General features: G+C 73.5%; 20 protein-coding genes. 8 read left to right on the forward strand and 12 right to left on the reverse strand.

Translation table 11 applies throughout. The features are described 5' to 3' along the window. Positions 1-5: 5 nt before the first annotated feature. Both CFP65_RS02170 and CFP65_RS02175 read right to left on the reverse strand, forming a co-directional pair. Entirely contained in the window at positions 6-6,947 is a 6,942-nt protein-coding gene (locus tag CFP65_RS02170) for a type I polyketide synthase (protein WP_104814485.1), read from the reverse strand. Between the two features lie 310 nt (positions 6,948-7,257). Then, positions 7,258-8,271: a LacI family DNA-binding transcriptional regulator gene (locus CFP65_RS02175; RefSeq protein WP_104814486.1), complete on the reverse strand. Its 1,014-nt coding sequence runs from the start codon at positions 8,269-8,271 to the stop codon at positions 7,258-7,260. 210 nt (positions 8,272-8,481) lie between these two features. On the opposite strand from CFP65_RS02175, the gene CFP65_RS02180 reads away from it, so the two are divergent. From CFP65_RS02180 to CFP65_RS40450, 3 genes are all read left to right on the forward strand, one after another. Further along, positions 8,482-9,459, forward strand: coding sequence for a glycoside hydrolase family 6 protein (locus CFP65_RS02180; RefSeq protein ID WP_104814487.1), 978 nt, complete (start codon positions 8,482-8,484; stop codon positions 9,457-9,459). 75 nt (positions 9,460-9,534) lie between these two features. Further along, on the forward strand, positions 9,535-10,242 hold the full coding sequence (locus CFP65_RS40445) for a glycoside hydrolase family 6 protein (RefSeq protein ID WP_254552173.1): 708 nt from the start codon (positions 9,535-9,537) through the stop codon (positions 10,240-10,242). Further along, complete coding sequence (locus CFP65_RS40450) at positions 10,140-10,826, forward strand: glycoside hydrolase family 6 protein (RefSeq protein ID WP_254552174.1); 687 nt, start codon at positions 10,140-10,142, stop codon at positions 10,824-10,826. Before CFP65_RS40445 ends, CFP65_RS40450 begins: the two co-directional genes overlap by 103 nt. Positions 10,827-10,963: 137 nt before the next feature. Here the strand turns inward: CFP65_RS40450 and CFP65_RS02190 are convergent, their stop codons facing one another. From CFP65_RS02190 to CFP65_RS02220, 7 genes are all read right to left on the reverse strand, one after another. After that, positions 10,964-11,929: a Gfo/Idh/MocA family oxidoreductase gene (locus tag CFP65_RS02190; RefSeq protein WP_104814488.1), complete on the reverse strand. Its 966-nt coding sequence runs from the start codon at positions 11,927-11,929 to the stop codon at positions 10,964-10,966. A gap of 1 nt (position 11,930) precedes the next feature. Beyond that, positions 11,931-13,238, reverse strand: a complete 1,308-nt coding sequence (gene ligA, locus CFP65_RS02195; RefSeq protein WP_104814489.1) for a protocatechuate 4,5-dioxygenase subunit alpha — start codon at positions 13,236-13,238, stop codon at positions 11,931-11,933. 27 nt (positions 13,239-13,265) lie between these two features. After that, complete coding sequence (locus tag CFP65_RS02200) at positions 13,266-14,186, reverse strand: amidohydrolase family protein (protein ID WP_104814490.1); 921 nt, start codon at positions 14,184-14,186, stop codon at positions 13,266-13,268. Between the two features lie 2 nt (positions 14,187-14,188). Next, positions 14,189-14,878, reverse strand: coding sequence for a 4-carboxy-4-hydroxy-2-oxoadipate aldolase/oxaloacetate decarboxylase (gene ligK / locus CFP65_RS02205; RefSeq protein ID WP_104814491.1), 690 nt, complete (start codon positions 14,876-14,878; stop codon positions 14,189-14,191). An 18-nt stretch (positions 14,879-14,896) separates the two neighbouring features. Then, positions 14,897-15,922, reverse strand: a complete 1,026-nt coding sequence (locus CFP65_RS02210) for an amidohydrolase family protein (protein ID WP_104814492.1) — start codon at positions 15,920-15,922, stop codon at positions 14,897-14,899. A gap of 35 nt (positions 15,923-15,957) precedes the next feature. Then, complete coding sequence (locus CFP65_RS02215) at positions 15,958-17,169, reverse strand: 4-hydroxybenzoate 3-monooxygenase (protein ID WP_104814493.1); 1,212 nt, start codon at positions 17,167-17,169, stop codon at positions 15,958-15,960. A 127-nt stretch (positions 17,170-17,296) separates the two neighbouring features. Next, positions 17,297-18,064 (reverse strand): IclR family transcriptional regulator, encoded by a 768-nt coding sequence (locus tag CFP65_RS02220; protein ID WP_104814494.1) that lies wholly within the window; start codon positions 18,062-18,064, stop codon positions 17,297-17,299. Between the two features lie 75 nt (positions 18,065-18,139). On the opposite strand from CFP65_RS02220, the gene CFP65_RS02225 reads away from it, so the two are divergent. Next, a complete protein-coding gene (locus CFP65_RS02225) occupies positions 18,140-18,844 on the forward strand; it encodes a substrate-binding domain-containing protein (RefSeq protein ID WP_104814495.1) in 705 nt (234 codons plus the stop codon). Here the strand turns inward: CFP65_RS02225 and CFP65_RS02230 are convergent. Further along, entirely contained in the window at positions 18,841-19,284 is a 444-nt protein-coding gene (locus CFP65_RS02230; protein WP_104814496.1) for a MarR family winged helix-turn-helix transcriptional regulator, read from the reverse strand. The two genes, CFP65_RS02225 and CFP65_RS02230, sit on opposite strands and share 4 nt — an antisense overlap. Before the next feature lie 93 nt (positions 19,285-19,377). Between CFP65_RS02230 and CFP65_RS02235 the strand changes: the two genes are divergently transcribed. The 4 genes from CFP65_RS02235 to CFP65_RS02250 are packed head-to-tail and all read left to right on the forward strand — an operon-like array spanning position 19,378 to position 23,943. After that, positions 19,378-20,226 carry a crotonase/enoyl-CoA hydratase family protein gene (locus CFP65_RS02235; RefSeq protein WP_254552175.1) on the forward strand — a complete coding sequence of 283 codons (849 nt, stop codon included), beginning with the start codon at positions 19,378-19,380 and terminating at the stop codon, positions 20,224-20,226. Then, positions 20,223-22,193: an acetoacetate--CoA ligase gene (locus CFP65_RS02240; protein WP_104814498.1), complete on the forward strand. Its 1,971-nt coding sequence runs from the start codon at positions 20,223-20,225 to the stop codon at positions 22,191-22,193. The genes CFP65_RS02235 and CFP65_RS02240 overlap by 4 nt, the downstream gene beginning before the upstream one ends. Further along, positions 22,190-23,074, forward strand: coding sequence for a 3-hydroxyacyl-CoA dehydrogenase NAD-binding domain-containing protein (locus tag CFP65_RS02245; protein WP_104814499.1), 885 nt, complete (start codon positions 22,190-22,192; stop codon positions 23,072-23,074). The genes CFP65_RS02240 and CFP65_RS02245 overlap by 4 nt, the downstream gene beginning before the upstream one ends. An 8-nt stretch (positions 23,075-23,082) precedes the next feature. Then, positions 23,083-23,943, forward strand: coding sequence for an amidohydrolase family protein (locus CFP65_RS02250; RefSeq protein WP_104820586.1), 861 nt, complete (start codon positions 23,083-23,085; stop codon positions 23,941-23,943). An 81-nt stretch (positions 23,944-24,024) separates the two neighbouring features. On the opposite strand, the gene CFP65_RS02255 is transcribed toward CFP65_RS02250, so the two are convergent. Together CFP65_RS02255 and CFP65_RS02260 are read right to left on the reverse strand one after the other, a co-directional pair. Further along, a complete protein-coding gene (locus tag CFP65_RS02255) occupies positions 24,025-24,612 on the reverse strand; it encodes an SMI1/KNR4 family protein (RefSeq protein ID WP_104814500.1) in 588 nt (195 codons plus the stop codon). Between the two features lie 81 nt (positions 24,613-24,693). Then, positions 24,694-25,524 carry a barstar family protein gene (locus tag CFP65_RS02260; protein ID WP_104820587.1) on the reverse strand — a complete coding sequence of 277 codons (831 nt, stop codon included), beginning with the start codon at positions 25,522-25,524 and terminating at the stop codon, positions 24,694-24,696. Positions 25,525-25,590 lie beyond the last annotated feature (66 nt).

Genomic DNA, 25,590 nt, shown 5'->3' on the forward strand with positions numbered 1-25,590 from the left:
GGCGCTCACCAGCCCGAGGCGGTGTAGACCACGGCCCGCTCCGACCGCTCGCCCCAGGCGAGTTCGCGCAGCAGCGCCAGGGTGCCGGCCTCCGGGTCGATCAGCTTGACTCCGCGCCGGACGTAGTCCCGGGCCAGCTCCTCGGAGACCATGCCGCCGTGCGCGCCGGCCGGTGCCCAGGGGCCCCAGTGCACCGTCAGCGCCCGGCGTCCGGTCTGGTCCGACCAGCGGGCCGCCAGCTCCTCCAGCGCGTCGTTGGCCGCCGCGTAGTCTGCCTGGCCCCGGTTGCCCAGGGCGGCCGCGATGCTGCCGAAGAGCACCGTGAAGCCCGGCCCGGCGGGCAGTTCGGCGAGCGCGTCAAGCAGCGCCCTGGCCCCGTCCGCCTTGGTGGCGAAGACCCGCCGGAAGGACTCCGGATCCTTCTCGGCGAGCACCCTGTCCTCGATCACGCCGGCCGCGTAGACCACGCCGTCCAGCCGGCCGTACTCGGCGTACACCTCCTTGACCGCCTGGCGCAGGGCCGCCGGGTCGGCCGCGTCCACCGCGCGGTAGCGGGCCTGCGAGCCGAGCGCGGACAGTTCGTCGAGGGTCGCCGCGACCTCGCGCCCGGCCAGCAGCCGGGAGGCGGCGGCGTCGACCTCGGGCAGCGGCACGCCCTGGCGGGCGAGCGCGGCCCGCAGGGCGGACCGGTCGCGGGCGGCGGCCGTCGCCGGGTCCTCCAGGCCCTCGGGCGGTGCGGTGCGGCCCAGCAGCTCCAGCCGGCAGCGGCTCGCCGAGGCGAGCGTGGCCGCGAACCGCGCGGTGATCCCGCGCGCCCCGCCGACCAGCAGCACCACGGCCTCCTGGTCCAGCCTCAGCGCTGCGGCCTCCGCCACGCCTTCGCCGGCCGGCCCGGCCCCCGTGCTGCCGAGCAGGCCGAGGCCGCGCTCCACCAGCGCCAGGCCCTGGCGTCCGGCCGGGCCGTGCAGCACGACCGGCTCACGGTCCTCGGCGACCAGGTCGGCGAGCAGCAGGTCGGCGGCCCGCGCCGGGTCCGCCGGGTCGAGTTCGACCAGCCGCACCGAGCTGTCCGGGTACTCCCGCGCCAGCGTGCGGAACAGCCCGCGCAGCCCGTCCGCCCGGCCGGGGCCCGGTCGGGACGCCGGACGGACGGCGTACAGCCATCTGGGGGCAAGGGCCAGCGCGGCCTGCAGTACGGGAACGGTACCGGGCAGCACCGGTGCGCCGTGCTCGGCGAGCGGGTCGAGGAGCAGGACGCCGTCCAAGGGGCCGTCCGCCGAGGAGAGTTCATGCCCGGTGGGAAGGACCGTCAGCTGTGCACCGGCGGCGGCCAGCCGGGCGGCGAGAGCCGGGCCGACGCCGTGGCCGTCCTCCCCCAGCAGGGCGAAGCGCCGGCCCAGCAGGGACTCGGGCGTGCGGGCCGGCTCGGCGAGCGGTACGGCTTCGAAGACCAGCCGCACCGGCTCGTGGCCCGTGACGGGCGGCTCGGTCACGGGGGTGCCGGCATCGAGGTGGCGGGCTTCGGGGGCGGCGATCGGCACCGAAGCAGCAAGCGGCTCAGGCGCGGGTACGGGCGCGGACGCGGGCTCAGGTGCGGGGGCGCCGAGCCGGGTGGTGAGCCAGGCGGTGATGTCGGCGGCGGTGCGGGCCCGGGAGAGCTCCTCCACCTGCTCGTCGGCAAGCCCGCCGAGGGCGCCGAGCCCCTGCGCGTCGCCGAGGCGGCGGGCGAGTTGGCCGATGATCTCGGTGCGCTTGATGGAGTCGATGCTGAGGTCGGCTTCGAGGTCCAGACCGGGCTCGATCATGTCGGCCGGGTAGCCGGTGCGTTCGCCGATCACCTCGACCACCGCGCGCAGCACGTCCTCCTCGCCGACCGGCCCGGCCACGGCCGCCACGGGCACCACAGCCGTCACGGGCGCCACGACCACCGGCTCCGGCCGGGCGGCTATGGCGGGCAGCTCGGGCACCGGCACCGCCGTCGCCACCGGCAGCTGCACGGCGACCGGGGGGACCGAGGCGATCGGGGCGAGCGCCTGACCGGTGCCACCGAGGTAGGTCATCAGCACGTCGCGCTGGGCCGCGATCAGCTCCCGGCTGCTGCGCAGGAACTCGGAGACCAGCGCGTCGCCGTTCGGGTTCGGTGCCTGGGCTGTCATCAGCGCCTCCGGTACAGGTCGGGCCGGTGCGAGCGCACCGGGCAGCAGTTCTCCGGCAGCGGTGCGCACCAGCTGCCCGTCCACCGTCCAGCCGGGCGGGCGCGGCGGGCGCGCCCGGCCGGCGTCCACCGCGTCCCGGCCGCGGTACAGCCGGTCGGTCCGCACCGGGACGCCCGCGACGGCGAGCGCGGCCAGCGCGTCGAGGAAGCCGGGCAGACCGCGCCGGCGGCCTTCGAGCGGCACGGCCCGGTGCGACCGGTCGCCGAGCACCGCCGACACCAGCCGGGTCAGCACCGACCCCGGGCCCGCCTCGACGAACACCCGGGCGCCCGCCTCGTACATCGCCTCGACCTGCGCCACGAACCGCACCGGTGCGCCGATCTGCGCCTCCAGCTCGGCCCGCACCCCGGCCGGGTCGGCCGGGTAGGCGGCCGCCGTCCGGTTCGCGAAGACCGGGAACTCCGGCGCCCGTACCGTCCGGGCCGCCAGCGCCTCGGCGAAGCACTCGCCCGCGCCCGCCACCAGCGGGCTGTGGAAGGCGCAGGCGACCGGCAGCTTCTTGACGCCGTACCCGGCTTCGCGCAGCAGCCCGATCGCGGTGGCCAGCTCCGGCGTCGCACCGGAGACCACCGTCTGCCGGGGGGCGTTGTGGTTGGCCGCCACCACCCGGCCCGCGAGGCCGCCGGCCGCCAGCACCCGCTCGACCTCCTCGGCCCCGGCCGCCACCGCGGCCATCGAGCCCGGGTCACCGCCCGCGCCGACCGCACCCAGGATCGCCCGCGCCCGGTCGGCGCCGAGCGAGGGCAGGTCCTCGGCGGCCAGCGCGCCCGCCGCGCAGAGCGCGACCAGCTCGCCGTAGCTGTGGCCGCCCGCGAGCTGCGGGCTCACCCCGGCCAGGGCCAGCAGTTCGAACGCCGCCAGCCCGGCCATGCCCAGCACGGGCTGGGCCACTCTGGTGTCGGTGATGGCGGTGCGCTGGGCCTCCCGCGCCTCGGGGGTGAAGGCCAGCGGCGGGTACAGCGTGTCCGCGTAGGCCGCGCCGAGCCGCAGGTGGCGCTGCACCCCGGGGAAGGCCGCGAACAGCTCGGCGAACATCCCGGGGCGCTGACTGCCCTGCCCGGGAAAGAGGAAGGCCACCTCGCCCGGCTGCTCATCCGCCTCCTCCGCGAGGTACAGCCCGTCCACGTCCGCTCCGGCCTCGGCAGCGCGCAGCAGCCGGACCAGCTCGGCGACGTCCGAGGCCACCACCGCGATCTGGACCGGCCCTCGTCCGGACTCCGCCCGCCGGGAGGCGGCCAGCGCGAGGTCGCGCAGCCGCCAGGGCGAGCCGTCGGCGTCCGCCCACCGCAACAGGTCCGCGACACCGCGCAGCGCCCGCTCCCGGTCGGTGCCCCGGAAGAGGAACAGCTCGGCCGGCCACTCCTGGAGCCCGTGCACCGGCGTCGGTCCGTCGTAACCGCGCAGCACTGCATGGAAGTTGGTGCCGCCGAAGCCGAACGCGCTGACGCCGGCCACCCGTTCGGCCGGTGCGGCGGCCCACGGGCAGGCCTCGGCGTGGAAGACGAACGGGCTGCCGCCGGCCTCCCAGGCCGCGTTCGGCCGCTCCAGGTGCAGGGTGGGGGGCTTGATCCCGGTGTGCAGCGCCAGCGAGGCCTTGATCAGACCGGCCAGCCCGGCCGCGCACTTGGTGTGCCCGATCTGCGACTTGACCGACCCCAGTGCGCAACTCCCGGGCGTGGCGCCGTCCTCGGCGAACACCTCGGTCAGGACGGCGAGTTCGGTACGGTCGCCGACCACCGTGCCGGTGCCGTGCGCCTCGACCAGCCCGACCCGGGCCGGGCTCGTGCCGGCGCTGCGGTACGCGCGCTCCAGCGCCAGCCGCTGCCCTTCGGGGCGGGGCGCCGTCAGGCCGAGCGAGCGGCCGTCGCTCGCGCTGCCGACCCCCTGGACCACCGCGTACACCCGGTCGCCGTCGCGCTCCGCGTCCGCCAGCCGCTTCAGCACCAGGCAGCCGACCCCCTCGCCCAGCGCGATGCCGTCCGCCGACGCGTCGAACGGACGGGAGCGGCCGGTCGGCGAGAGCGCGTGCACCGAGGCGAAGAGCAGGAAGTCGTTGATCCCGTTGTGCAGGTCGGCGCCGCCGCACAGGGCCAGGTCGCTCGCGCCGGAGGCCAGTTCCTTGCAGGCCACGTCCAGGGCCGCCAGCGAGGAGGCGCAGGCCGCGTCCACCGTGAAGTTGGCGCCGCCCAGGTCGAGGCGGTTGGCGATCCGGCCGGAGATGACGTTGGAGAGCATGCCGGGGAAGGAGTCCTCGGTGAGCTTGGGCAGCTGCTCGGCGATCGCGTCCGGCACCTTGCCCAGGTAGGCCGGGAGCACCGCGCCCAGCACGCCCGCGTTCGACAGGTCGCTGCCCGCCTCCGCGCCGAACACCACGCTGGTGCGGGAGCGGTCGAACTCCCGGCCGCCCTCCGCTCCCCCGCCGTCGTACCCGGCGTCGAGCAGCGCCCGCCGCGCCGCCTCCAGTGCGAGCAGCTGCACCGGCTCGATGCTGCCGAGCGCGGTCGGCGGGATGCCGTAGGCCAGCGGGTCGAACGGGATCCGCGGCAGGAATCCGCCCCACTTGGAGGGCGTCGTGCCGGGGCCGCCGTCGGCCGAGTGGTAGAGCGCCGGGTCCCAGCGCTCGGCCGGCACCTCCGTCACCGCGTCCACCCCGCCGACCACGTTCGCCCAGAAGGCGGGCAGGTCGGGGGCGCCCGGGAACATGCCGGCCATGCCGATCACGGCGATCTCGAGCGGAGCCGACTCGGGCTCAGCCGCAGGCTCCGGCGCCGGGCCGAGCCGCTCCACCAGGTCGGCGGCCCGCGCGGCCAGGAATCCGGCCGCGCCGGTGCCGACGGCGATGTGCAGTCCGGCCAGCGTCGTGGTGGCCGAGCGCAGCACGGCGACCTGCCCGGCCATGAACATGCCCCGCTCCAACTGACCCTGCTCGTCCACCTCTTCGAGTGCCCCGGCCACCCGGTCGAGGCCCTTGCTGGCGATCCGCAGCCGGCCGACGTTCAGCCGCTCCAACTGCTCCCAGACCTCGCGCTCGGGCACACCCTCCGCCCGCAGCCGCTCCCGGGCCTGCTCGAACTCGGCCGTGAACGGGCTCGCGACGCACCGGGTGGCGTGCCCGGGAGCCGTCTGCAGCAGCTCCGTCCCGCGCGCCGCCAGCACCTGCCGCTGGAACTGCGGCTGGACGGCGCCGTGGGCCACCGCCTCCTCGGTGAACAGGTACGCCGTACCCATCAGGACGCCCGCCGCCACGCCCCGGTCGGCCAGCGGCGCGGCCAGCGCCGCGACCATGGCCGCCGAGCGCTCGTCGTGCACGCCGCCGGCGAACAGCAGCTCCAGCTGCGGGCTGTCCCGAGCGGCGGCCAGGAAGTCCTCGACCACCGCCAACTGCGCCTCCCACAGCGGGAAGCTGTGCCGGGGCCCGACGTGTCCGCCGCATTCCGAGCCCTCGAAGACGAACCGGCGGGCCCCGTCCTCCAGGAACTGCTTCAGCAGACCCGGGGAGGGCACGTGCAGGAAGGTCCGGATCCCCGCCTCCTCCAGCACCCGGGCCTGCGAGGGCCGCCCGCCCGCGATCACCGCGTGGCTGGGCCGCGCCGCCAGCACCTCGGCCAGCTGGGCGCTGCGCACCTCCTCCGGCGCGAAGCCCAATACCCCGACGCCCCAGGGCCGTTTGCCGAGGGCAGCGCCGGTCTGCGCCAGCAGCTCGCGGGTCTGCCCGGCGCCGGCCAGTGCGAGGGCCACCACCGGCAGGCCGTCCGCCTCGGCCACCGCGGCCGCGAACGCCGGCTGGTCGCTGACCCTGGTCATCGGGCCCTGGACCACGGGCAGTCCGGTGCCCAGCGCCCGGCTCATCGGCGCACCGGGGCCGAGCAGCGCCGAGGCCGCGCCCGGCTCGGCGGCCGCCCGCAGCACGTCCAGTACCGCGTCCCGCACCGCGCGGACGGCGGCCCCGACCGTTCTCCAACGCTCGGCGAACCGAGCCGCCAGGAAACCGTCCTGACCGACCATCAGCTCCTGCCCCGGCGAGCCGCCGGAGGCCCGCTGCAGCACCCGCCGCCCGTCGACCACCGCCGTCTCGGAGCCGTCCATGCCGCGCACGGCCGCCGCGATCTCCTGCGGGGCCGCCGACTCGGCGAGCAGCGCGAGCTGGCTGTCCAGCACCACTCCGGCCGCGCCGCCGGCCACCGCCGCCGCGGCGGTGTGCAGGCCGATGCCGCCGCAGGCCCAGACCGGCACCTCGATCTCCGGTACGGCCAGCAGGTGTTGGAGCAGCACGAAGGTGCTCAACTCGCCGACCGGGCCCCCGCTCTCGCTGCCGCGCGCGATCAGCCCGTGCGCCCCGGCGCGGACCGCCGCCAGCGCCTGCGCGAGATCGGTGACCTCGACCAGCAGGCGGTACCCACCGGCCAGTTCGGCCGCGTCCCAGCCCGGGGCGCCCTCGGCCAGCACGACGGTGTCCGGCCCCGCACCGCCGGGCGAGCGCAGCTCGGCGGGGTCGAGCCGGCAGTCAGGGCCGACTCTGACGCCGAAACGGCCGGTGAACCGGCCTCGCAGAGTGGCGAGTTCCTCGCGGGCCCGGCGGTCCCCCACCCCGAGGTCCAGCACGCCCAGCGCGCCCGCGCGGCACACGGCCTCGGCAAGCCCCGCATCCGGCTGCTGGAAGGGCGTCAGGCCGATGACGAGGTCGGTCAGCAGTGCGGTCGGTGCGATGGTCGACTGTGCGGCGGACCTCATGGGCTCTCCGGGTGTGAGTCTGACGGCGCAGCTGGGGGGCACGAACGACTCTCGGTGCGGCGCATCGCGATGCGGCCCCTGCGGCATTGCCGGAGGCACTCTCGCGCGATTCGCCGACCGCTTGTAGGTTGACACTACTGTCGGGTAGTGCCGGACAGGTTAAGGTCATATTGCGCGTACATGTCAACCCCAGCGACAGCCCCTCGCCTCACATCCGAAGGACCACCGGTACCCCATCTGCAGCTGCGAGCAATGGATTTGACGACCATTCAGACGATGGCGAGGGCCCGTCAGCCGCGCCGACGGCCGATCAGGCCGATTCGCGCCGCACGAGTGTGGTGGGCAGGATCAGCGGGCTGGGCCGTTCGCCCGCGATGAGCGCGAGCAGCATGCGGGTCATCTCCCGGCCGATGTTCAGTATCGGCTGGTGGACCGTGGTCAGCGGCGGCTCGGTGATCTCGGAGATCGCCAGGCCGTCGAAGCCGACCACGGCGACCTCGGCGGGCACGGCCCGCCCCGCGCGGGCCAGCACCCGTAGCGCGCCGGCCGCCATGTTGTCGTTGGCGGCGAACACGGCGTCCAGGTCCGGATGGCGGGCCAGCAGTGCCTCCATCGCGGCGATGCCGCCGCGCTCGGTGAAGTCGCCGGCCTCCTCCGCCCGCCAGGGCAGGCCCGCCAGGGTCAGCGCCTCCAGGTAGCCGCGGCGGCGGGCCAGGCCGACGTCGGTGTCCAGCGGTCCGGTGAGGGTGGCGATCCGGGTCCGGTCGAGGGAGATCAGGTGGTCCGTGGCCTGCCGGGCGCCGTGCGCGTTGTCCACGTCCACGTAGAACGGGACCTGCCCGTGCAGCGGCTTTCCGCCGAACACGACGGGGACGTCCGCCTCCAGGGCGAGCCGGGCGAGCGGATCGTCCCCGCGCAGGGACATCAGCATCACCCCGTCCACCGCCCGGGCCTGCAGCAGCTGCTTCACCCGGACCTGCCCGCGGGCCGAAGTGGCCAGGCACAGCATCAGGTGCAGGTCGGTCTCCTCGAGCACCGTCGAGGCACCGGCGATCACCTGCCCGTAGAACGGGTCGGCGAGCACCGCCGGGTCCTCCCCGGAGATGATCAGGGCGACCGCCCCCGCCTGCTGCGTCGCCAGGGCGCGCGCCGTCGGGTTGGGGACGTACCCGAGCTCCTTGATCGCCCGCAGCACGGCCTCGCGTTTGGCGCGGCTCACGTTCGGGCCGTTGTTGAGCGCCCGGGAGGCCGCGCTGCGGGACACGCCGGCACGCTCGGCGACCTCGTCCAAGGTCGGCCTTCGGCGCGTCGGTTCGTCCGTCATGGTGGTCCACCTAGGTAGTGCTGCCGCTGCCGAGCGTACCGCGTCTCCGGTCGGACGACTGGAAGCGCTTCCAGCTCTGGACTGTACATCGGCCCGCCGTCAAGGGGAAGGCGTGTTACATCTCTTGACATCGGGATCGGTGAACCCTCAACATCTGGCAACTGGAAGCGCTTCCACCTCCCCCACCCCCACCCCACCGGAGGAAGCCCCATGCGTCGCTCCCGCCGCAGCACGGCCCTGCTCATCGCACCGGCGCTGACCGCCCTCCTGGTCGCGGTCCACCCCGGGACGGCGTACGCGGCCGACCCGACCACCATGACCAACGGCTTCTACACCGACCCGAACTCCACTCCCCAGCAGTGGGTCAACGCCAACCGCGGGGACGGCCGCGCCGCCGCCGTCCAGGCCTCGATCGCCAACGTGCCGGCCGCCCGCTGGTTCGGGAACTGGAGCGGCACCATCGGCACGGCGACCGGCGCCTACGTCGGCGCCGCCGCAGCCTCCGGGAAGCTGCCGATCCTGGTGGCGTACGACATCCCCAGCCGGGACATCTGCGCCGGACAGTCCGGTGGCGGCGCGGGCTCCGTCGCCGACTACAACACCTGGATCGCCGCCTTCGCCAGTGGCATCGGCAACCGGCCCGCGCTGGTCGTCCTCGAACCCGACGCACTCGGGCACGAGAGCTGCATGACGCCCGCCCAGATCTCCGACCGCAACGGCATGCTGCGTAACGCCGTCGCCCAGTTCACCGCCAAGGCCCCGAACACCTGGGTCTACCTGGACGCCGGCAACCCCGGCTGGCTGAGCGCCACCGCCATGGCGAAGCTGCTGGCCGACGCCGGAGTCGCCGGAGCCCACGGGTTCTCGACCAACGTGTCCAACTTCTTCACCACCGCTCAGAACACCACCTACGGCAACGCCGTCAGCGCGGCGCTGAAGTCCTCGTACGGCTACGCCAAGCCGTACGTGGTCGACAGCAGCCGCAACGGCAACGGCTCCGACGGCACCTGGTGCAACCCGGCGGGCCGCCGGCTCGGCACGCCCACCAGCCGGGCCGGCGGCGGCCCCGAGATGCTGCTGTGGATCAAGACCCCCGGCGAGTCGGACGGCAACTGCGGCACCGGCGCCGGGACGACCGCCGGGCAGTTCGTGCCCGAGATCGCCTACAAGCTGATCTACGGCTACTGACCACCGATCACCACCGATCCCCGTCCGGGGCCGGCCCCGCATGCCGGCCCCGGGCGGCCCACCCGAGGAACCCCGATGAGACCGCGCATCCCCCGCCCGTTGGTCCCGTTCGCGCTCGCCGCCCTGCTGACCGGGCTCGCCGTACCGGCCCAGGCCCAGGCCCAGGAGCCGCCCGCCACCGGCCACAGGCTGCCCGCCGGCACCCGCTTCTACGTCGACCCGGAGAGCGACGCCGCCGGGCAGGCCGTCCGCGACCTGCTGCACCACGACTTCACCGGCGCCGCCGCGATGGCGAAGCTGGCCGCCTGGCCGGAGGCCGACTGGTTCACCGACGGCACCCCCGACCAGGTGGAGGCCCGGGCCCGCACGCTGGCGCGCCGCGCCGCCCGCACCGGCACCGTCCCGGTCATCGTGGCCTACGACGTCCCGCTGCGGGACTGCTCCCAGTACTCCAGCGGCGGTGCGCAGTCCGACGCCGACTACCAGGCCTGGATCTCGGCGCTCGCCCGGGGCATCGGCCGGCAGCGGGCCGTGATCGTCCTCGAGCCGGACGCCCTGGCCAACCTGCCCGCCGACTGCTCCCCGACCACCGACCCCACCGGCGCGCTCACGGCCGGCCGGCTGGCCGGCTGGCCGACCTGCGCCACGGGATCGACGCCCTGGAGCAGCAGCCCAACACGGTGGTCTACCTCGACGCCGGGAACAGCCACTGGCAGAGCGTCGGCAACGCGGCGAAGCGGCTGCTGGATGCTGGCGTCGAGCACGCCCAGGGCTTCTCGCTGAACGTCTCGAACTTCTTCGCCACCGGCCCGTCCGACCGCTACGGCACCTGGGTCTCCGACTGCCTCTGGTTCGCCACCAAGGGCCCGGACTACGCGCGCGGCCACACCGACTACTGCGCGAGCCAGTACTACTCCCCGGCCGCCCCGAACGACGGGCAGCCCGGCGACTCGGTCGACGCCGACGACCCGAGCACCTGGCACTGGACCGACGACTGGTTCCGCCAGAACGTCGGCACCCCGCCGCTCGACCAGCTCACCCACTTCGTGGTCGACACCGGCCGCAACGGGCAGGGCGCCTGGACGCCGCCGCCCGGCAAGTACGGCGGCGACCCCCAGATCTGGTGCAACCCGCCGGGCCGCGGCATCGGCGACCGGCCCACCGCCGCCACCGGCGTCCCGCTGGTCGACGCGTACCTGTGGATCAAGACCGTCGGCCAGTCCGACGGCGCCTGCAACCGCAACATCCCCGGCGGCACGGTCGACCCCGAGTACGGTACCGTCGACCCGGCGGCCGGCACCTGGTGGCCCGCGCAGGCCATGACCCTGGTGCAGAACGCCAACCCGCCGCTGACCCCGCCCCACTGAGCCCCACCCCGCCGGCCGGGCGCGGGCTCGGGGCGGCGACGTTCTGCAGGCTGAGCGCGGTACCGAGAGGATCAGCGCGGGGACGGCGGGGCCAGCCGCAACCGCGGACCGGCACCGCCACCGCTCACACCACGACCCTACGCCGTGGCGAGCTGCGCCTCCAGGCTCGCCAGTGTCCGGTAGCAGGAGATCACCTGGGCGATGGAGGAGTTCGGCTCCCGGCCCTCGCGGATCGCGGCGACGAACTCGCGGTCCTGCAGCTCGATGCCGTCCATCGAGACGTCGACCCCGCTCACGTCGATCGGCTCGTCCTTGCCGGTGAACAGGTCGTCGTAGCGCGCGAGGTAGGTGCCGGTGTCGCCGATGTAGCGGAAGAAGGTGCCGAGCGGCCCGTCGTTGTTGAAGGAGAGCGACAGGGTGCAGATCGCCCCGCTCGAAGCGCGCAGCTGGATCGACATGTCCATCGCGATGCCGAGCTCGGGGTGGATCGGCCCCTGGATCGCGTGGGCCTGCACGATCGGCGAGCCGGTCTGGTGGGCGAAGAGGTCGACGGTGTGCGCGGCGTGGTGCCAGAGCAGGTGGTCGGTCCAGGAGCGCTGCTGTCCGAGGGCGTTGAGGTTCTCCCGGCGGAAGAAGTACGTCTGCACGTCCATCTGCTGGATCCGGAACTGCTCGGCCTCGATCCGCCGGCGCACCCACTGGTGGCTGGGGTTGAAGCGCCGGGTGTGCCCGACCATCGCGACCAGCCCGGTGCGCTGCTGCGCGGCCAGGCAGGCCTCGGCGTCGCCGAGCGAGGCGGCCAGCGGGATCTCGACCTGCACGTGCTTGCCCGCCTCCAGGCAGGCCAGCGTCTGCGCGGCGTGCATCGGCGTGGGCGTGGCGAGGATGACGGCGTCCACCTCCTCCAGCGCCAGCGCCTCCTCCAGCGTCGCGACGCCCCGGCCGACGCCCTGCTCGGCGGCGAACTTCCGCGCGCTGTCGAGCGAGCTGCTCACCACGGCGGTCACCTCGACGCCCTCGATCCGCCTGAGCGCGGCCGCGTGCTTGGCACCGAAGGCGCCGCCTCCGGCGAGGGCGATCCGGACGGTCCGGTCCTTGGTCATGTCACTCCTTCGCGGCGGGCACCGCGGCCCGCGGGTGGTTCTCCAGGATCAGGTGTCCGACGGCGGTGTTGGACGCCGGGACGTGGTAGAAGCGGTGCTTGAGCTCGGTCTCGCCGCTGCCGTCGATGTCGCTCATCGCCCCGCGGGCGATCAGCCACATGACCAGTTCGATGCCCTCCGAGCCCGCCTCCTCGACGTACTCCAGGTGCGGCACCCGCGCCAGGCCGGCCGGGTCCTCGACCAGCCGGTCCAGGAAGGCGTTGTCCCAGGCGCGGTTGATCAGGCCGGCCCGGGGGCCCTGCAGCTGGTGGCTCATGCCGCCGGTGCCCCAGACCTGCACGTTCAGCGGCCGGTCGTAGGACTCGATGGCCCGGCGCAGCGCCTGGCCGAGCCGGAAGCACCTGTCCCCCGAGGGCACGGGGTACTGCACCACGTTGACGTGGAACGGGATCACCCGGCACGGCCAGGCCTCGACCTCCCCGAACATCAGGGACAGCGGGACGGTCAGGCCGTGGTCGACGCTCATCTCGTTGACCAGGGTGAGGTCGAAGTCGTCCCTGATCAGCGAGTGCGCGATGTGCGCGGCGAGCTCGGGGTGGCCTTGGACGCCCGGGACGGGCCGGGGCCCGTAGCCCTCGTCGGCGGTCGGGTAGACCGCGCCGGTGCCGAGCACGAAGGTCGGGACCACCGACTGGTCGAAGGCGGTGGCGTGGTCGTTGTAGACCAGGACCACCACGTCGGGCGGGTTGTCCCGCACCCACTGCCGGGAGTACGCGTAGCCGCCGAAGACGGGCTGCCAGTACGGCTCCTCGGTCTTGTGGTGGTCCATCGCCGCGCCGATCGCGGGCACGTGCGAGGTGAAGACGGCGCCGGTGATGGTGGCGTGCTCGGCCGGCGGCGTGCGGTCGGCGTGGGCCGCTTCGAGGACGGCGTGGTCGATCCGGTTGCCGGTGATGGAGCGGCCGCCGGCGACCATCATCTCGCGGTAGTCCTGCTCGGTCATGCCGGTCATCGAGCCGGCCATCTGCTGGAACGAGAGCCCCAGCGTCGCACCCCACTTGGCGAGGAAGTAGATGTTGCCGCCCTCGCGGATCGCGGCGTTGAGGTCGCGGTCGAGCAGGGCCTGCTTCTGCTCCTCCCGCAGGGGCCAGGCGTCCAGGTAGGCGCGCTCGTCGGCGAGGTAGCTCTGCCGGTTCTCGGCCGTCATCAGCGACATGCAGAACTGGTTGAGGTGGTAGCCCTTGGCCGACTGCTCGGCGTCGAAGACGGTCGTCCCCGGGACCAGCTTGTAGCTCTTGTCCAGCGACATGGGTGGGTCCTTGGTTCGTGGGACGGTTCAGTGCGGGTCGGGCCAGTACAGGCGCATCGGGTTGTCGACCAGGAGCCGCTGCCGCAGCTGGGGCGTCGGCGCGATCCGCGGCAGGAAGTCGACCAGCAGGCCGTCGTCGGGCATGTGGTCGGTGAGGTTGGGGTGCGGCCAGTCGGTGCCCCAGAGCACCCGGTCGGGGAACTCCTCGACCACCCGCCGGGCGAACGGGACCACGTCGCGGTAGGCCGCCCGCTCCCCGTCGAGGGCCGGCGGGCCGCTCACCGACAGCCGCTCGGGGCAGGTGACCTTGCACCAGATGTCCGGCCGGGCCCGCAGGAAGCTCAGGAACGCCTCGAACTCCGGGCCGTCCGGGTCCTTCGCCACATCGGGCCGGCCCATGTGGTCGACCACCAGCGGCACCGGTATCGAGAGCAGGAACTCCCGCAGCCCGGCGAGGTCGGCGGCCTCGAAGTAGACGACCACGTGCCAGCCGTACGGCCTGATCCGCTCGACCACCTCCCGCAGGTCCTGCCGCGGCGCGGCGTCGACCAGCCGCTTGACGAAGTTGAACCGCACCCCGCGCACCCCGGCCTCGTGCAGCTCGCGCAGCTGGGCGTCGGTGACCTCGGGACGCACCGTCGCGACCCCGCGGGCCAGGCCGCCCGAGGCGCGCAGCGCGTCGACCATGGCGCTGTTGTCGGCGCCGTGGCAGGTCGCCTGGACCACGACCGTGCGGGCGAAGCCCAGGTGGTCGCGGAGGGCGAAGAGCTGCTCCTTCGAGGCGTCGCACGGGGTGTACTTGCGCTCGGGGGCGTACGGGAACTCCGCGCCGGGCCCGAAGACGTGGCAGTGGGCGTCGACCGCGCCCGGGGGCAGCTGGTAGGCCGGGCGGCTCGGGCCGGCGTACCAGTCCAGCCAGCCGGGGGTCTTCTCGAAGCTCGTGGTCATCCTCAGTCCTCGTACCGCAGCCCGAGCGCGCCCAGCGGGCCGCGCATGTCGTAGATGTCCAGGCCGAGTTCGCCCGCGTGGAACCTCGCGCGCTTGCCGGCCTCGGCCGCCTCGCGCGCGGCGGCGGCCGCGGCGACCTCGGCGGCCCGCTCGCGCGGCACCACCACCACGCCGTCGGCGTCCGCGACGACCACGTCGCCGGGCCGCACCAGCGCGTTGCCGCAGACCACCGGCACGTTGACCGAGCCGAGGGTGGCCTTCACCGTGCCCCTGGCGTTGACCGCCCGGGCGAAGACCGGGAAGTCCATCTCCGCCAGGTCGGCCACGTCGCGCACGCCGCCGTCGATGACCAGGCCCCGGCAGCCCCGCGAGCGGAAGGAGGTGGCGAGCAGATCGCCGAAGAACCCGTCCTCGCTCTCGGTCGTACAGGCGGCGACGACCACGTCGCCCTCGCGGATCTGCTCCGCGGCCACGTGCAGCATCCAGTTGTCCCCGGGTTGCAGCAGGACGGTCACCGCCGTGCCGCACAGCCGGGCCGTGGGGTAGACCGGGCGCAGGTAGGGGCGCATCAGCCCGACCCGGCCCATCGCCTCGTGGATCGTGGCCACCCCGAACGCCGACAAAGCGGCGACCGCCTCGGGGGCGGCCCGGGTGACCGAGGTGTGCACGACGCCGATCTCGGTGTGCTCCATGCGTGCGTTCTCCTGGGTTCAGCGGCCGGCCGCGGCGAGGCGGGCGGCGAGGCGGGGGTAGACGCGCAGGGCGTTGCCCGAGTAGACGGCGGCCCGCTCCTCGGCCGAGAGGTGCGGCGTGGCGTCGACGTACCGCTTGGTGTCGTCGAAGTGGTGGCCGGTGCGCGGGTCGATGTCGCGGACGGCGCCGATCATCTCGCTGGCGAAGAGCACCGACCGGCTGGGGATGACCTGCGTCAGCAGGTCGACGCCGGGCTGGTGGTAGACGCAGGTGTCGAAGAAGACGTTGTCCAGCAGCGCCTCCGGGTCCGGCCGGCCGAGCGCCATCGCCAGGCCGCGGAACCGTCCCCAGTGGTAGGGCACCGCGCCGCCGCCGTGCGGTATCACGAACCGCAGCGTCGGGAAGTCGGCGAACAGGTCGCCCTGGATCAGCTGCATGAACGCCGTGGTGTCGGCGTTGAGGTAGTGCGCCCCGGTGGTGTGGAAGGCCGGGTTGCACGAGGTGCTGACGTGGATCATGGCCGGGATGTCGTACTCGGTCATCGCCTCGTAGAGCGGGTACCAGCTGCGGTCGGTCAGCGGCGGGGCGGTCCACCTGCCGCCCGAGGGGTCGGGGTTGAGGTTGACCGTCACCGCGCCGAGCTCCTCGACCGCGCGGCGCAGCTCGGGCAGGCAGGTGGCGGGGTCGACGCCGGGCGACTGCGGGAGCATCGCGCCCATCGCGAACCGGTCGGGGTAGAGCGTGCTGACCCGGTGGACCAGGTCGTTGCAGATCCGCGCCCACACCGAGGAGACCTCGAAGTCGCCGATGTGGTGGGCCATGAAGCTGGCCCGCGGCGAGAAGATCGTCAGGTCGCTGCCGCGCTCGTCCATGAGCCGCAGCTGGTTGCCCTCGATCGCCTGGCGCAGGTCCTCGTCGGTGATCCGGAGGCTGCCGGGGTCGGGTGCCTCGCCGGCGGAGCCGGCCGCGGCCACCTGCTGGTCCCGCCAGTGGGCCAACTGCGGTGGTGCGGTGGTGAAGTGGCCGTGACAGTCGATGATCATGGGTGCTCTCCTGAGGGGGTCCGGGGCAGTCCTGGTCAGTCCTGGGCGGCGGTGGGCCAGCCGGTGTACTGCTCGGCGAGGAAGGCCCGCCCGGCCCGGGTGCCCACCACGTTGTCCAGCTCGCCGAGTTGGCGCCGCAGGTCGAACGGTGTGGCGCCGGGCGCGGTGTGCAGCAGCCGGGTCATCCAGTACGAGAAGTTCTGTGCCCGCCAGACGCGTTGGAGGGCGCGCGGCTGGTAGTCGTCCAGCGCGGCGGCGCCCTGGCTGCCGAGTGCCCGCAGCAGGGCCTCGGCGAGGATCTTCACGTCGTGCAGCGCCAGGTTCAGCCCGCGGGCGCCGGTCGGCGGCACGGTGTGCGCGGCGTCGCCCGCCAGCGCCATCGAACCCCAGCGCATCGGCTCCTGGACGAAGGAGCGGAACCGCAGCACCGTCTTATCCAGGACCGGCCCCTCCTTGAGCCGGAAGCCGTCCTCACCGGCCACCCGGGCCTGGAGCGTCTCCCAGATGCGCTCGTCCGGCCAGGCGTCCACGTCTTCGTCGGGGGCGCACTGGAAGTACATCCGCTGCACGGTCTCGGTGCGCTGGCTGATCAGCGCGAACCCGTGCTCGGAGTGGGCGTAGACCAGCTCGGGTGCGCTCGCCGGGGCCTCGGCCATGATGCCGAACCACGCGAAGGGGTACTCCTGGCCGTAGCGCGTCCGCCGGGCCTCGGGCACCAGCTCTCGGCAGGCGCTGCGCGAGCCGTCGGCGCCGACCACGTACCGGGCCCGGACTTCGTGGCGGGTGCCGTCGGGCGCGGTCCAGCGGACCCGGGGGGTGTCGGTCGTGACGTCGAGGACCTCCGTGTCCCGGACGCCGAAGTGGACGGTGCCGCCGTCCCGTTCCCTGGCGTCGGCCAGGTCGATGAACACGTCGGTCTGCGGGTAGAGCCAGACCGAGGCGCCGACCAGCTCCTTGAAGTCGACGCGGTACGGCCGGCCGCCGAACCGCAGCTCCACGCCCTCGTGTTCGTGGCCCTCGCGCAGGATCCGATCACAGACTCCGGTCTCGACCAGGTCCCGGGCCGCACCGGCCTCGAGGATGCCGGCCCGGTGCGTGGTCTCGATCTCCTGCCGGGTGCGGGTGTCGAGCACGACCGTCTCCACCCCGGCCCGCCCCAGCAGATGAGCCAGCATCAGCCCGGCCGGGCCGGCGCCGACCACGGCGACGGGGGCCGAGACGACGGTGTCGACGATGGCATCGGCCATGGCATCTCCTGAACGGTGGTGCGGGGTCGGGAACACCCCGAACGCTGACAGCCGGCCCCCCGCGCCGTCGCCACTCTTTCCGTCAGGCGGAAGCCGCCCTCGCTCAGGCCGTCGTCCGGGCCCTCGCTCAGGCCGTCGTCCGGGCCCGCCGGCCGAGCTCCTCGGAGATGCCCCGCACCGCCCGCAGCAGCGGCTCGCGCAGCCCGTGCGCACGGCTCGCGCCCCGCGCCGCGATGACGATCCCCAGCGCCGCGCTCACCGGCCCGGTCCGGCCGATCCGCACCGGCGCGGCCACCGCGACCGAGCGTTCCGAGAGCTGCCGGTCACTGACGAAGACCTGCTCCCGGCGGATCCGGTCCAACTGCGCCCGCAGCGCCTTCGGGTCGGTGACGGTGTGCGCGGTCCAGGCCCGGAGCGGCGATTCCAGCACCTCCTCCTGGATCTCCCGGGGCGCGTGCGCCAGCAGCACCCGGCCCATCCCGGTGGAGCAGACGGGGAAGCGCGAGCCGACCATCGTGACCACCTCGACCGACCCGTGCCCCGCGATCCGCTCCACGAAGACCAGCTCCGTGCCCTCGCGCACCGCGAGCTGGACGTTCTCGTGGGTCGCCTCGTAGAGGTCCTGCATGAACGGCAGGGCGGCGTCGCGCAGGATCTGGGTCCGCGGACACCCCGAGGCGATCTCCCACAGGCGCAGCCCGACGTGCCAGGATCCGTCCTCCGCCCGTTCGAGCGCTCCCCAGCCGGCCAGTTCGGTGACCACGCGGTGCGTGGTGCTCAGGGCCAAGCCCGTACGCTGTGCGATCTCCGACAGTGTCTGCGACGGGTGCTCACGGTCGAAGGCCGCGAGGATCTCAAGGACCTTTCCGGCCGCCGTGCTCCGGGGTGTGATCATCCGGCCAGTCTCGCAGACCGGCGCCCAGCCCCTTCGGCGCGCGTCGTACCGGCTGCCGGATCCCAAGGAGTCGATGTGAACCAAGAGATCTCCGGCCTGTCCTCGATGGCGACCCGGCCGGTCCTGGCCGACCTCTCCGAGCACCTGCGGCACAGCTGCGGCATCCCGGTGCGCTTCGAGTCGGCGGGCGGCGTCGAGGTGGCCCGGCGGGTGCGCGAGGGCACCGAGGCCGATCTGCTCGTCCTCGCCGCAGGAGCACTGGCCGAACTGGCGGAGGAAGGGCTCGTGCTGACGGACACGGCGCGTCCGCTCTGGGTCTCCCAGGTGGTCGCCGCGGTGCCGGACGGGGCGCCGGCGCCGGCGCTCGACTCGGAAGCCGACCTGCGGGCCGCGCTGCTGTCCGCGACGGCGGTCGCGTACTCCACCGGCCCGAGCGGGACGGCCCTGCTCGCGCTGATCACCCGCCTGGGGCTCGCCTCCACGCTCGCCGATCGGCTCGTCCAGGCGCCGCCGGGGGTGCCCGCCGGCAGCCTGCTCTCCGCCGGCCGGGCCGACCTGGCCTTCCAGCAGCGCAGCGAACTGACCGGTCTGCCGGGCGTCCTCGTCCTCGGCCCGCTGCCGGGCGACACCGCGATCGACTCGGTCTTCAGCGCGGGCGTGCTCGCCTCCTCCGGGCAGCCGGGCCGGGCCCGCGAGGTCCTCGACCTCCTCGGGTCCGACGCTGCCTCGGAGATCGCCCGCGCCAAGGGCATGCGGGCGATCGGCCCGGAGAACCTCTAACCGAGTGCCTCGCGGGCGCGGTTGAGGTAGCCGCGGAAGGCGGTGCGCTCGCGGGCCGTGAAGCCCGTGAGCATCTCCTCCTCCAGCGCCCCGACGGCCGGGGCGTAGTCGGCCAGCAGGGTGCGGCCCTCCGCCGTCAGGCTGATCACGTGGCGGCGCCTGCTGGCCGGGTCCGGGGACCGGACGATCAGGCCCCGCCGCTCCAGCGCGCCCACCAGGTCGGACATGGACTGCGGCCTGACGAAGGAGTTGCGGGCGAGCTCGGCCGAGGACATGCCGTCCCGGCGTTCGAGCACGGTCAGGGCGGTGTACTGCAGGGCGGTGACACCCGCGGGCTTGAGCAGTTCGTCGAGCCGGGCCCGGGTGACCAGCTCGACCTGCTTCACCGAGTACAGCAACGACGGCGGAGCGATGTCCGTCACGAGCCCTCCCCCATTCATCAGGAAACCTGTCAAAAATTCTAGCCCGACCCCCTTGCCTACCGGCGAGGCACTCTCCGATACTCAGGATTCCTGATGATTGAGGAGCCCTTCTTGACCACGCTTTCCATCGACCGCCGCGACGGGGTGGCGGTCCTGACGCTCCGTCGCCCGGCCAAGCGCAACGCCCTCGACGACGCCACCGTGCTGAGCCTCGAGGAGTTCTTCCGGAAGCCGGGCGCCGACGTGCGGGCCGTCGTCCTGGACGCCGAGGGCGATCACTTCTCGGCCGGGCTCGACCTCGGCGAGCTGACCGAGCGGTCCACCGAGGAGGCGCTGGAGCACTCGCTCATGTGGCACCGCGTCTTCGACACCATCGAGGGCGGCCGCGTCCCCGTGGTCGCCGCGCTCAAGGGCGCGGTGATCGGCGGCGGCCTGGAGCTGGCCGCCGCCGCACACATCCGGGTGGCCGAGCCCTCCACCTTCTACGCGCTGCCCGAGGGCCGGCGCGGACTCTTCGTCGGCGGTGGCGGCTCGGTCCGGATCCCCCGGCTGATCGGCGCCCACCGGATGGCCGACATGATGCTCACCGGCCGCGTGCTGAACGCCGCCGAGGGCCAGGCCGCCGGCCTCTCGCAGTACCTGACCGAGGAGGGCGGCGCGCGCGCCCGGGCCCTGGAGCTCGCCGAGCGGATCGCGGCCAACGCCCCGCTGACCAACTTCGCCGTCCTCCAGGTGCTCCCCCGGATCGCCGAGGCCTCCCCCGCCGGCGGCCTGCTGCTCGAATCCCTCATGTCGGCCGTCGCGGCCGGCAGCCAGGACGCCCAGGACCGGATGCGGGCGTTCCTCGACGGCCGCGCCGCCAAGGTCGCCGCAGCAGTCGGCTCGCACGCCGCGAACGGCTCCCCCGGCTCGCACGCCACGCACGGCTCGCACGCCTCGCCCGGAAAGGACGCCCGATGAGCGAGATCCTCAGCACCCCCGGCCCCTCCGTCCGGGCGGACTCGGAGATCGGCCGCTACCTCAGCTGGCTGGAGTCCCGGCGGCAGCTGAGCTTCCCGGACTACGACAGCCTCTGGCAGTGGTCGGTCACCGATCTGGACGGCTTCTGGTCCTCGATCTGGGAGTTCTTCGAGGTCCGCCCGCAGACCCCGCCCACCGCCGCCCTGGGCCGCCGGTCGATGCCGGACACCGAGTGGTTCCCCGGCGCGGCCCTCAACTACGCCGAGCACGCGCTCGGCCGCGAGGAGGACCTCGACGCCGTCGCGGTGCTCGCCCGCTCCCAGACCCGGGCGCCGATCGAGCTGACCTTCGGCGAGCTCCGCGACCAGGTCGCCCGGGCCCGCGCCGGGCTGCTGCGCCTCGGGGTCCGCAAGGGCGACCGGGTCGTCGCCTACCTGCCGAACATCCCCGAGACGCTGGTGGCCTTCCTCGCCACCGCGAGCATCGGCGCCGTCTGGGCGGCCTGCGCCCCGGAGTTCGGCGCGCGCAGCGTGGTCGACCGGTTCGCCCAGCTCGAACCGAAGGTGCTGCTGACCGTCGCCGGCTACCGCTACGGGGAGCGGGAGGTCGACCGCCGCGCCGAGGTGGCGGAGATCGCCGCCCGGCTGCCCACCCTCGAGCGGGTCGTCCACATCCCCTACGGGCCGAACGCCCTCCCCGACGCGCTGGCCTGGCCGGAGCTGCTGGCCGCACCGGCCGAACTCGCCTTCGAGCCCGTGCCGTTCGACCACCCGCTGTTCGTGCTCTTCTCCTCCGGCACCACCGGCATCCCCAAGGCGATCGTCCACCGGCACGGCGGGATCCTGCTGGAGCACCTGAAGAACAACGCGCTGAGCTGGGACCTCAAGCCCGGCGACCGGATGCTCTGGTTCAGCACGACGGCCTGGATGCTGTGGAACACCCTGATCTCGGCACTGCTCGTCCGCGCCTCGATCGTCATGATCGACGGCAATCCGGTCCACCCCGACCTGCGGGAGCAGTGGCGGATCGCGCAGGAGACCGGGACGACGCTGATGGGCGTGAGCCCCGGCTACCTGATGGCCTGTCGCAAGGCCGGCATCCGGCCCGCCGAGGAGTTCGACCTCTCAAGGCTGCGGCAGCTCGGCGCGGCGGGCAGCCCGCTGGCCGCCGACGGATTCCGCTGGGTGGCCGAGCAGTTCGGCGACCAGGTGCTGCTCAACGTCGGCTGCGGCGGCACCGACGTCTGCACCGGCATCCTCCAGGGCAGCCCGCTCCAGACCGTGCGGGCCGGAGAGATCTCCGGCCCCTGTCTCGGGGTCGCCGCCTACGCCTACGACGGCGAGGGCCGCCGGGTCGTCGGCGAGCTGGGCGAGCTGGTGATCACCGAGCCGATGCCCTCGATGCCGGTCGGCTTCTGGGGCGACACCGACGGTTCGCGCTACCGGGCCGCGTACTTCGAGGAGTACCCGGGCGTCTGGCGCCACGGCGACTGGGTCCGGTTCGCGCCCGAGGGCCACTGCATCGTCGCCGGCCGCTCCGACGCCACCCTCAACCGGGGCGGGGTCCGGCTCGGCACCGCCGAGTTCTACGCCGTGGTCGAGGACCTGCCCGAGATCGAGGACAGCCTCGTCGTCCACCTGGAGGACCCCGAGGGCGGCAACGGGGAGCTGCTGCTCTTCGTCTCCGGCCCCGCGGAGCTGGACGACGCCCTCCGGACGAAGATCGCCCGCGCGCTGCGCTCGGCGCTGTCGCCGCGGCACGTCCCGGACGTGATCGAGCGGGTGCCGGCCGTCCCGCGCAACCGCACCGGCAAGAAGCTGGAGGTGCCGGTCAAGCGGATCCTGCTCGGCGCGCCGGCCGAGTCCGTGGCCGGCGCCGACGTCCTGGCCGACCCGCGCTCCCTCGACGCCTTCCTCGCGTACGCCGCCGGACGGGCCGCCGGTGCCGCGCACGGGAGCGCGTCGTGAAGGTCGCCGTTGTCGGCACCGGGGTCATCGGGGCCTCCTGGACCACGCTCTTCCTGCTGCACGGGCACGAGGTGGTCGCCAGTGATCCCGCGCCCGGCGCGGAACAGCGGCTCCGAGCCGCCGTCGCCGCCGACCAGCGCCGGCTGTCGTTCACCTCCGACCTCGCCGAGGCCGTCGCGGGCGCCGACTTCGTCCAGGAGAACGGCCCGGAGCGTCCCCACCTGAAGGACGAGCTCTTCGCCGTCCTCGACGCCGCCGCCCCGCCGGGGACGGTCCTGGCGAGCAGCTCCTCCGGGCTGCTGCCCTCGCGGATCCAGCAGGCCTGCGCGGCCCATCCCGAACGGGTCCTGGTGGGGCACCCGTTCAACCCGCCCCACCTGATCCCGCTGGTCGAGGTCGTCCCGGGCGAGCGGACCGACGAGGCCGCCGTCGAGGCGGCCATGGCCTTCTACCGCAGCCTGGGCCGCCGCCCGATCCGGCTGCGCCAGGAGATCCCCGGCCACGTCGCGAACCGGCTCCAGGCCGCACTCTGGCGGGAGGCCTACTCCCTGATCGAGCGCGGCGCGGCGAGCGTCGCCGACATCGACGCGGCCATCGCCCACGGCCCCGGCCTGCGCTGGGCGCTGCTCGGGCCCTTCCTCAACCAGCACCTCTCCGGCGGCCCGGGCGGCATCACGCACGTCCTGGAGCACCTCGGCCCGCCCATGGAGGAGTGGTGGGCCGACCTCGGCACCCCGCGCCTCACCCCCGAGCTGACCCGAGCGATTGCCTCAGGCGTCGCCGAGGAGCTGGCCGGCACCGCCGAGGCCGACCTCCTCGCCGAACGCGACGCCCTCCTCTCCCTCCTCCTCGACGCCAAGAACCGGACCGACCACCTGTGAGCACCCCGATGACCCCCGCCGATTCGATCGCCATCGACTTCCACGTCCACGTGGAGCAGGACGCCCACGGCCACCTAGCGCTCGACGCGGAGCTGATGGACGCCTCGGCCGCCTACTTCAAGTCCGGCCAGGACCGCACCCCGACCGTGGAGCAGCTGGCCGCCTACTACCGCGAGCGCCGGATGGCCGCCGTGATCTTCACGGTGGACGCCACCACGGGCCTGGGCCATCCCGCCCTCTCCAGCGAGGAGATCGCCGCCGCGGCGGCCGCCCACCCCGACGTCCTCATCCCCTTCGGCTCGGTCGACCCGCACCGCCCGGACGCCGTCGCCCGGGCCCGCTCGCTCGTCCTCGACCACGGCGTCCGGGGCTTCAAGTTCCACCCCAGCCTCCAGGCGTTCGCCCCGAACGCCCGCGAGCACTACCCCCTCTACGAGGCGATCCAAGACCTCGGCGTCCCCGCCCTCTTCCACACCGGCCAGACCGGCATAGGCGCCGGCCTGCCCGGCGGCCGCGGCATCAAGCTGCGCTGGTCCGACCCCATGCTCCTCGACGACGTCGCCGCCGACTTCCCCGCCCTGACCATCGTCCTGGCGCACCCCTCCGTCCCCTGGCAGGACGAGGCGATCTCCGTCGCCACCCACAAGTCCAACGTCTACATCGACCTCTCCGGCTGGTCCCCCAAGTACTTCCCGCCCCAACTCGTCAAGGCCGCCGGCTCCTTCCTCCGCCACAAGGTCCTCTTCGGCTCCGACTTCCCCGTCATCACCCCCGACCGCTGGCTGGCCGACTTCGAATCCCTCCCCCTCAACCCTGAGGTCCACCCCCTGATCCTCAAGCAGAACGCCGCCCGCATCCTCGGCCTCTGACACCCTCGCTGAGGGGGCCGAACAGTCGCCGCTCGTGAGATCCGGCAGACGGCTCAACTTCCGGGTTGCCGCTACGGATAGTCAGATCCTCGGGGCCGTGGGATGGCGGTTCGGATGAGCACGGAGCCGAGGTGAGGTGAGTTCCAGGGCTCGGTCGTCGCGTCCGGCCCTCATGTGATCGAGCCAGCGTTCGTACCAGTCGAGGAAATCAGCGGCGGAGGAGACGTCAGGGCCCCAGTATCCGTCGCTGTTACCGATGAGGACACGACCGGTGAGGGGGCCAGTCACCGCGATGACACACACGTCGGCGCAACCCATTTCGACGATGTGGAGGAAGAGGTCGCGTTCGTGCGCCCCGGGTTCTGCACCATCGAATCCGCGAGGTTCCCCCGGTTCTCCTCGCGGATTCATGACCAGCAGGGAGCAGCGCTCCAGCGGCATGACGCCGTAGAACGGTGCAGCGCCTGAGCCGCCGATGCGCGTGAGGAACTGTCGGTAGGCGCCGGGCAGGACGATCTCGTGTTCGGCCTCGAATGCAGCCACACGCGCTTCCGCCACCTTCGGACCGAGGCGGAATTTGTGCTGCTCCTCCCCGAAGGAATGGCTGCGCAGTGGTTGGGACGGGATCGCGGCCAGCTTGCGGCGCAGGCGGGGTATGCGGGGATCCATGGTGCATCTTCTCGGTTCAGGGCGACGGCAGCTGCGCAGTCACCGGCCTTCCTCCCGGAGTCTCGTCCTCGTGTCCAACCGCTATCGGAGGACGACGCTGACGTTCCCCTGGTCGAAGATCTCGAGAATCACGTCGAACAAGGCCACGCCGCCGTCTCCGGTGGGCAATCGCTCCGTCAACCGGGCTCTGGCCTCAGCCGAGTAGTCCCAGCGGAGAGTGAACGGAGTGCTGGCGCCCCAACCGCCCCGCAAGCAGTCGATCAGGGCGTCAAGGTTCCAACCGAAGTATCCGCCGGGCCCATTGATGGCTTCGCCGAGCGCACAGTAGAAGCTGTCCTGGTCGACGATGCGCCGACCGTCCAGCGTGTACACCTGCCCGGAGGGACGATCGGACTTCCCCCGGCGCCGGTACTCCCGGGACCAGAGGGCCACCGACAGCCACGCTTGTCTGTCCTCGGGACCGATTTCATGCCACAAGCCGACCCGGCTCAGGTGACCGTTGCGGATCAGGTCCCACACCCTGTCTGCACCGGCCATGGCGTCGTCACACCACAGCGTCACCGTGAGGTCTACGAGGCCCGCTCCGCGGGTGGACGGCTTGGTGTCGACAACAGTGACCCCTCCTACGAAGTAGGACCCCATGGTGGCGCCGTTGCCGTCGAGGAGATCGAGCATGGCGTTCCCGGCCAAGGCCCTCCGGTTACCGATCTGGCCGGCACTCTTCAGCAGGCCGCCCTGCAGGCAACAGCCCACGAGGTGCACTCGGCGCGGCCCCTCGTCGTCCGGCAACGGAGTGAAGAACCCCTCGGCCTCGTGGGCGAAACCCCAGAAGTCGGCGTCGTTCTGTTCCGAGGTCAGCGCGTACCGCTGTCCCCCGCTTCCCTGCCGCTGCGTTCGCGTCACGTTCCCCATCAGGGCGCCGATCCTACCGACACCCCGCGATCCGCCCGCCGACACGGGCGCTCCAGCGGAAAGTCT

Source organism: Kitasatospora sp. MMS16-BH015 (genome assembly GCF_002943525.1).
Lineage (GTDB): Bacteria > Actinomycetota > Actinomycetes > Streptomycetales > Streptomycetaceae > Kitasatospora.

Coding starts and splice junctions, on each gene's coding strand:
- CFP65_RS02170 (WP_104814485.1), bottom strand. CDS start 6,947: ATGAGGTCCGCCGCACAGTCGACCATCGCACCGACCGCACTGCTGACC.
- CFP65_RS02175 (WP_104814486.1), bottom strand. CDS start 8,271: ATGACGGACGAACCGACGCGCCGAAGGCCGACCTTGGACGAGGTCGCC.
- CFP65_RS02180 (WP_104814487.1), top strand. CDS start 8,482: ATGCGTCGCTCCCGCCGCAGCACGGCCCTGCTCATCGCACCGGCGCTG.
- CFP65_RS40445 (WP_254552173.1), top strand. CDS start 9,535: ATGAGACCGCGCATCCCCCGCCCGTTGGTCCCGTTCGCGCTCGCCGCC.
- CFP65_RS02190 (WP_104814488.1), bottom strand. CDS start 11,929: ATGACCAAGGACCGGACCGTCCGGATCGCCCTCGCCGGAGGCGGCGCC.
- ligA (WP_104814489.1), bottom strand. CDS start 13,238: ATGTCGCTGGACAAGAGCTACAAGCTGGTCCCGGGGACGACCGTCTTC.
- CFP65_RS02200 (WP_104814490.1), bottom strand. CDS start 14,186: ATGACCACGAGCTTCGAGAAGACCCCCGGCTGGCTGGACTGGTACGCC.
- ligK (WP_104814491.1), bottom strand. CDS start 14,878: ATGGAGCACACCGAGATCGGCGTCGTGCACACCTCGGTCACCCGGGCC.
- CFP65_RS02210 (WP_104814492.1), bottom strand. CDS start 15,922: ATGATCATCGACTGTCACGGCCACTTCACCACCGCACCACCGCAGTTG.
- CFP65_RS02215 (WP_104814493.1), bottom strand. CDS start 17,169: ATGGCCGATGCCATCGTCGACACCGTCGTCTCGGCCCCCGTCGCCGTG.
- CFP65_RS02220 (WP_104814494.1), bottom strand. CDS start 18,064: ATGATCACACCCCGGAGCACGGCGGCCGGAAAGGTCCTTGAGATCCTC.
- CFP65_RS02230 (WP_104814496.1), bottom strand. CDS start 19,284: ATGAATGGGGGAGGGCTCGTGACGGACATCGCTCCGCCGTCGTTGCTG.
- CFP65_RS02240 (WP_104814498.1), top strand. CDS start 20,223: ATGAGCGAGATCCTCAGCACCCCCGGCCCCTCCGTCCGGGCGGACTCG.
- CFP65_RS02250 (WP_104820586.1), top strand. CDS start 23,083: ATGACCCCCGCCGATTCGATCGCCATCGACTTCCACGTCCACGTGGAG.
- CFP65_RS02255 (WP_104814500.1), bottom strand. CDS start 24,612: ATGGATCCCCGCATACCCCGCCTGCGCCGCAAGCTGGCCGCGATCCCG.
- CFP65_RS02260 (WP_104820587.1), bottom strand. CDS start 25,524: ATGGGGAACGTGACGCGAACGCAGCGGCAGGGAAGCGGGGGACAGCGG.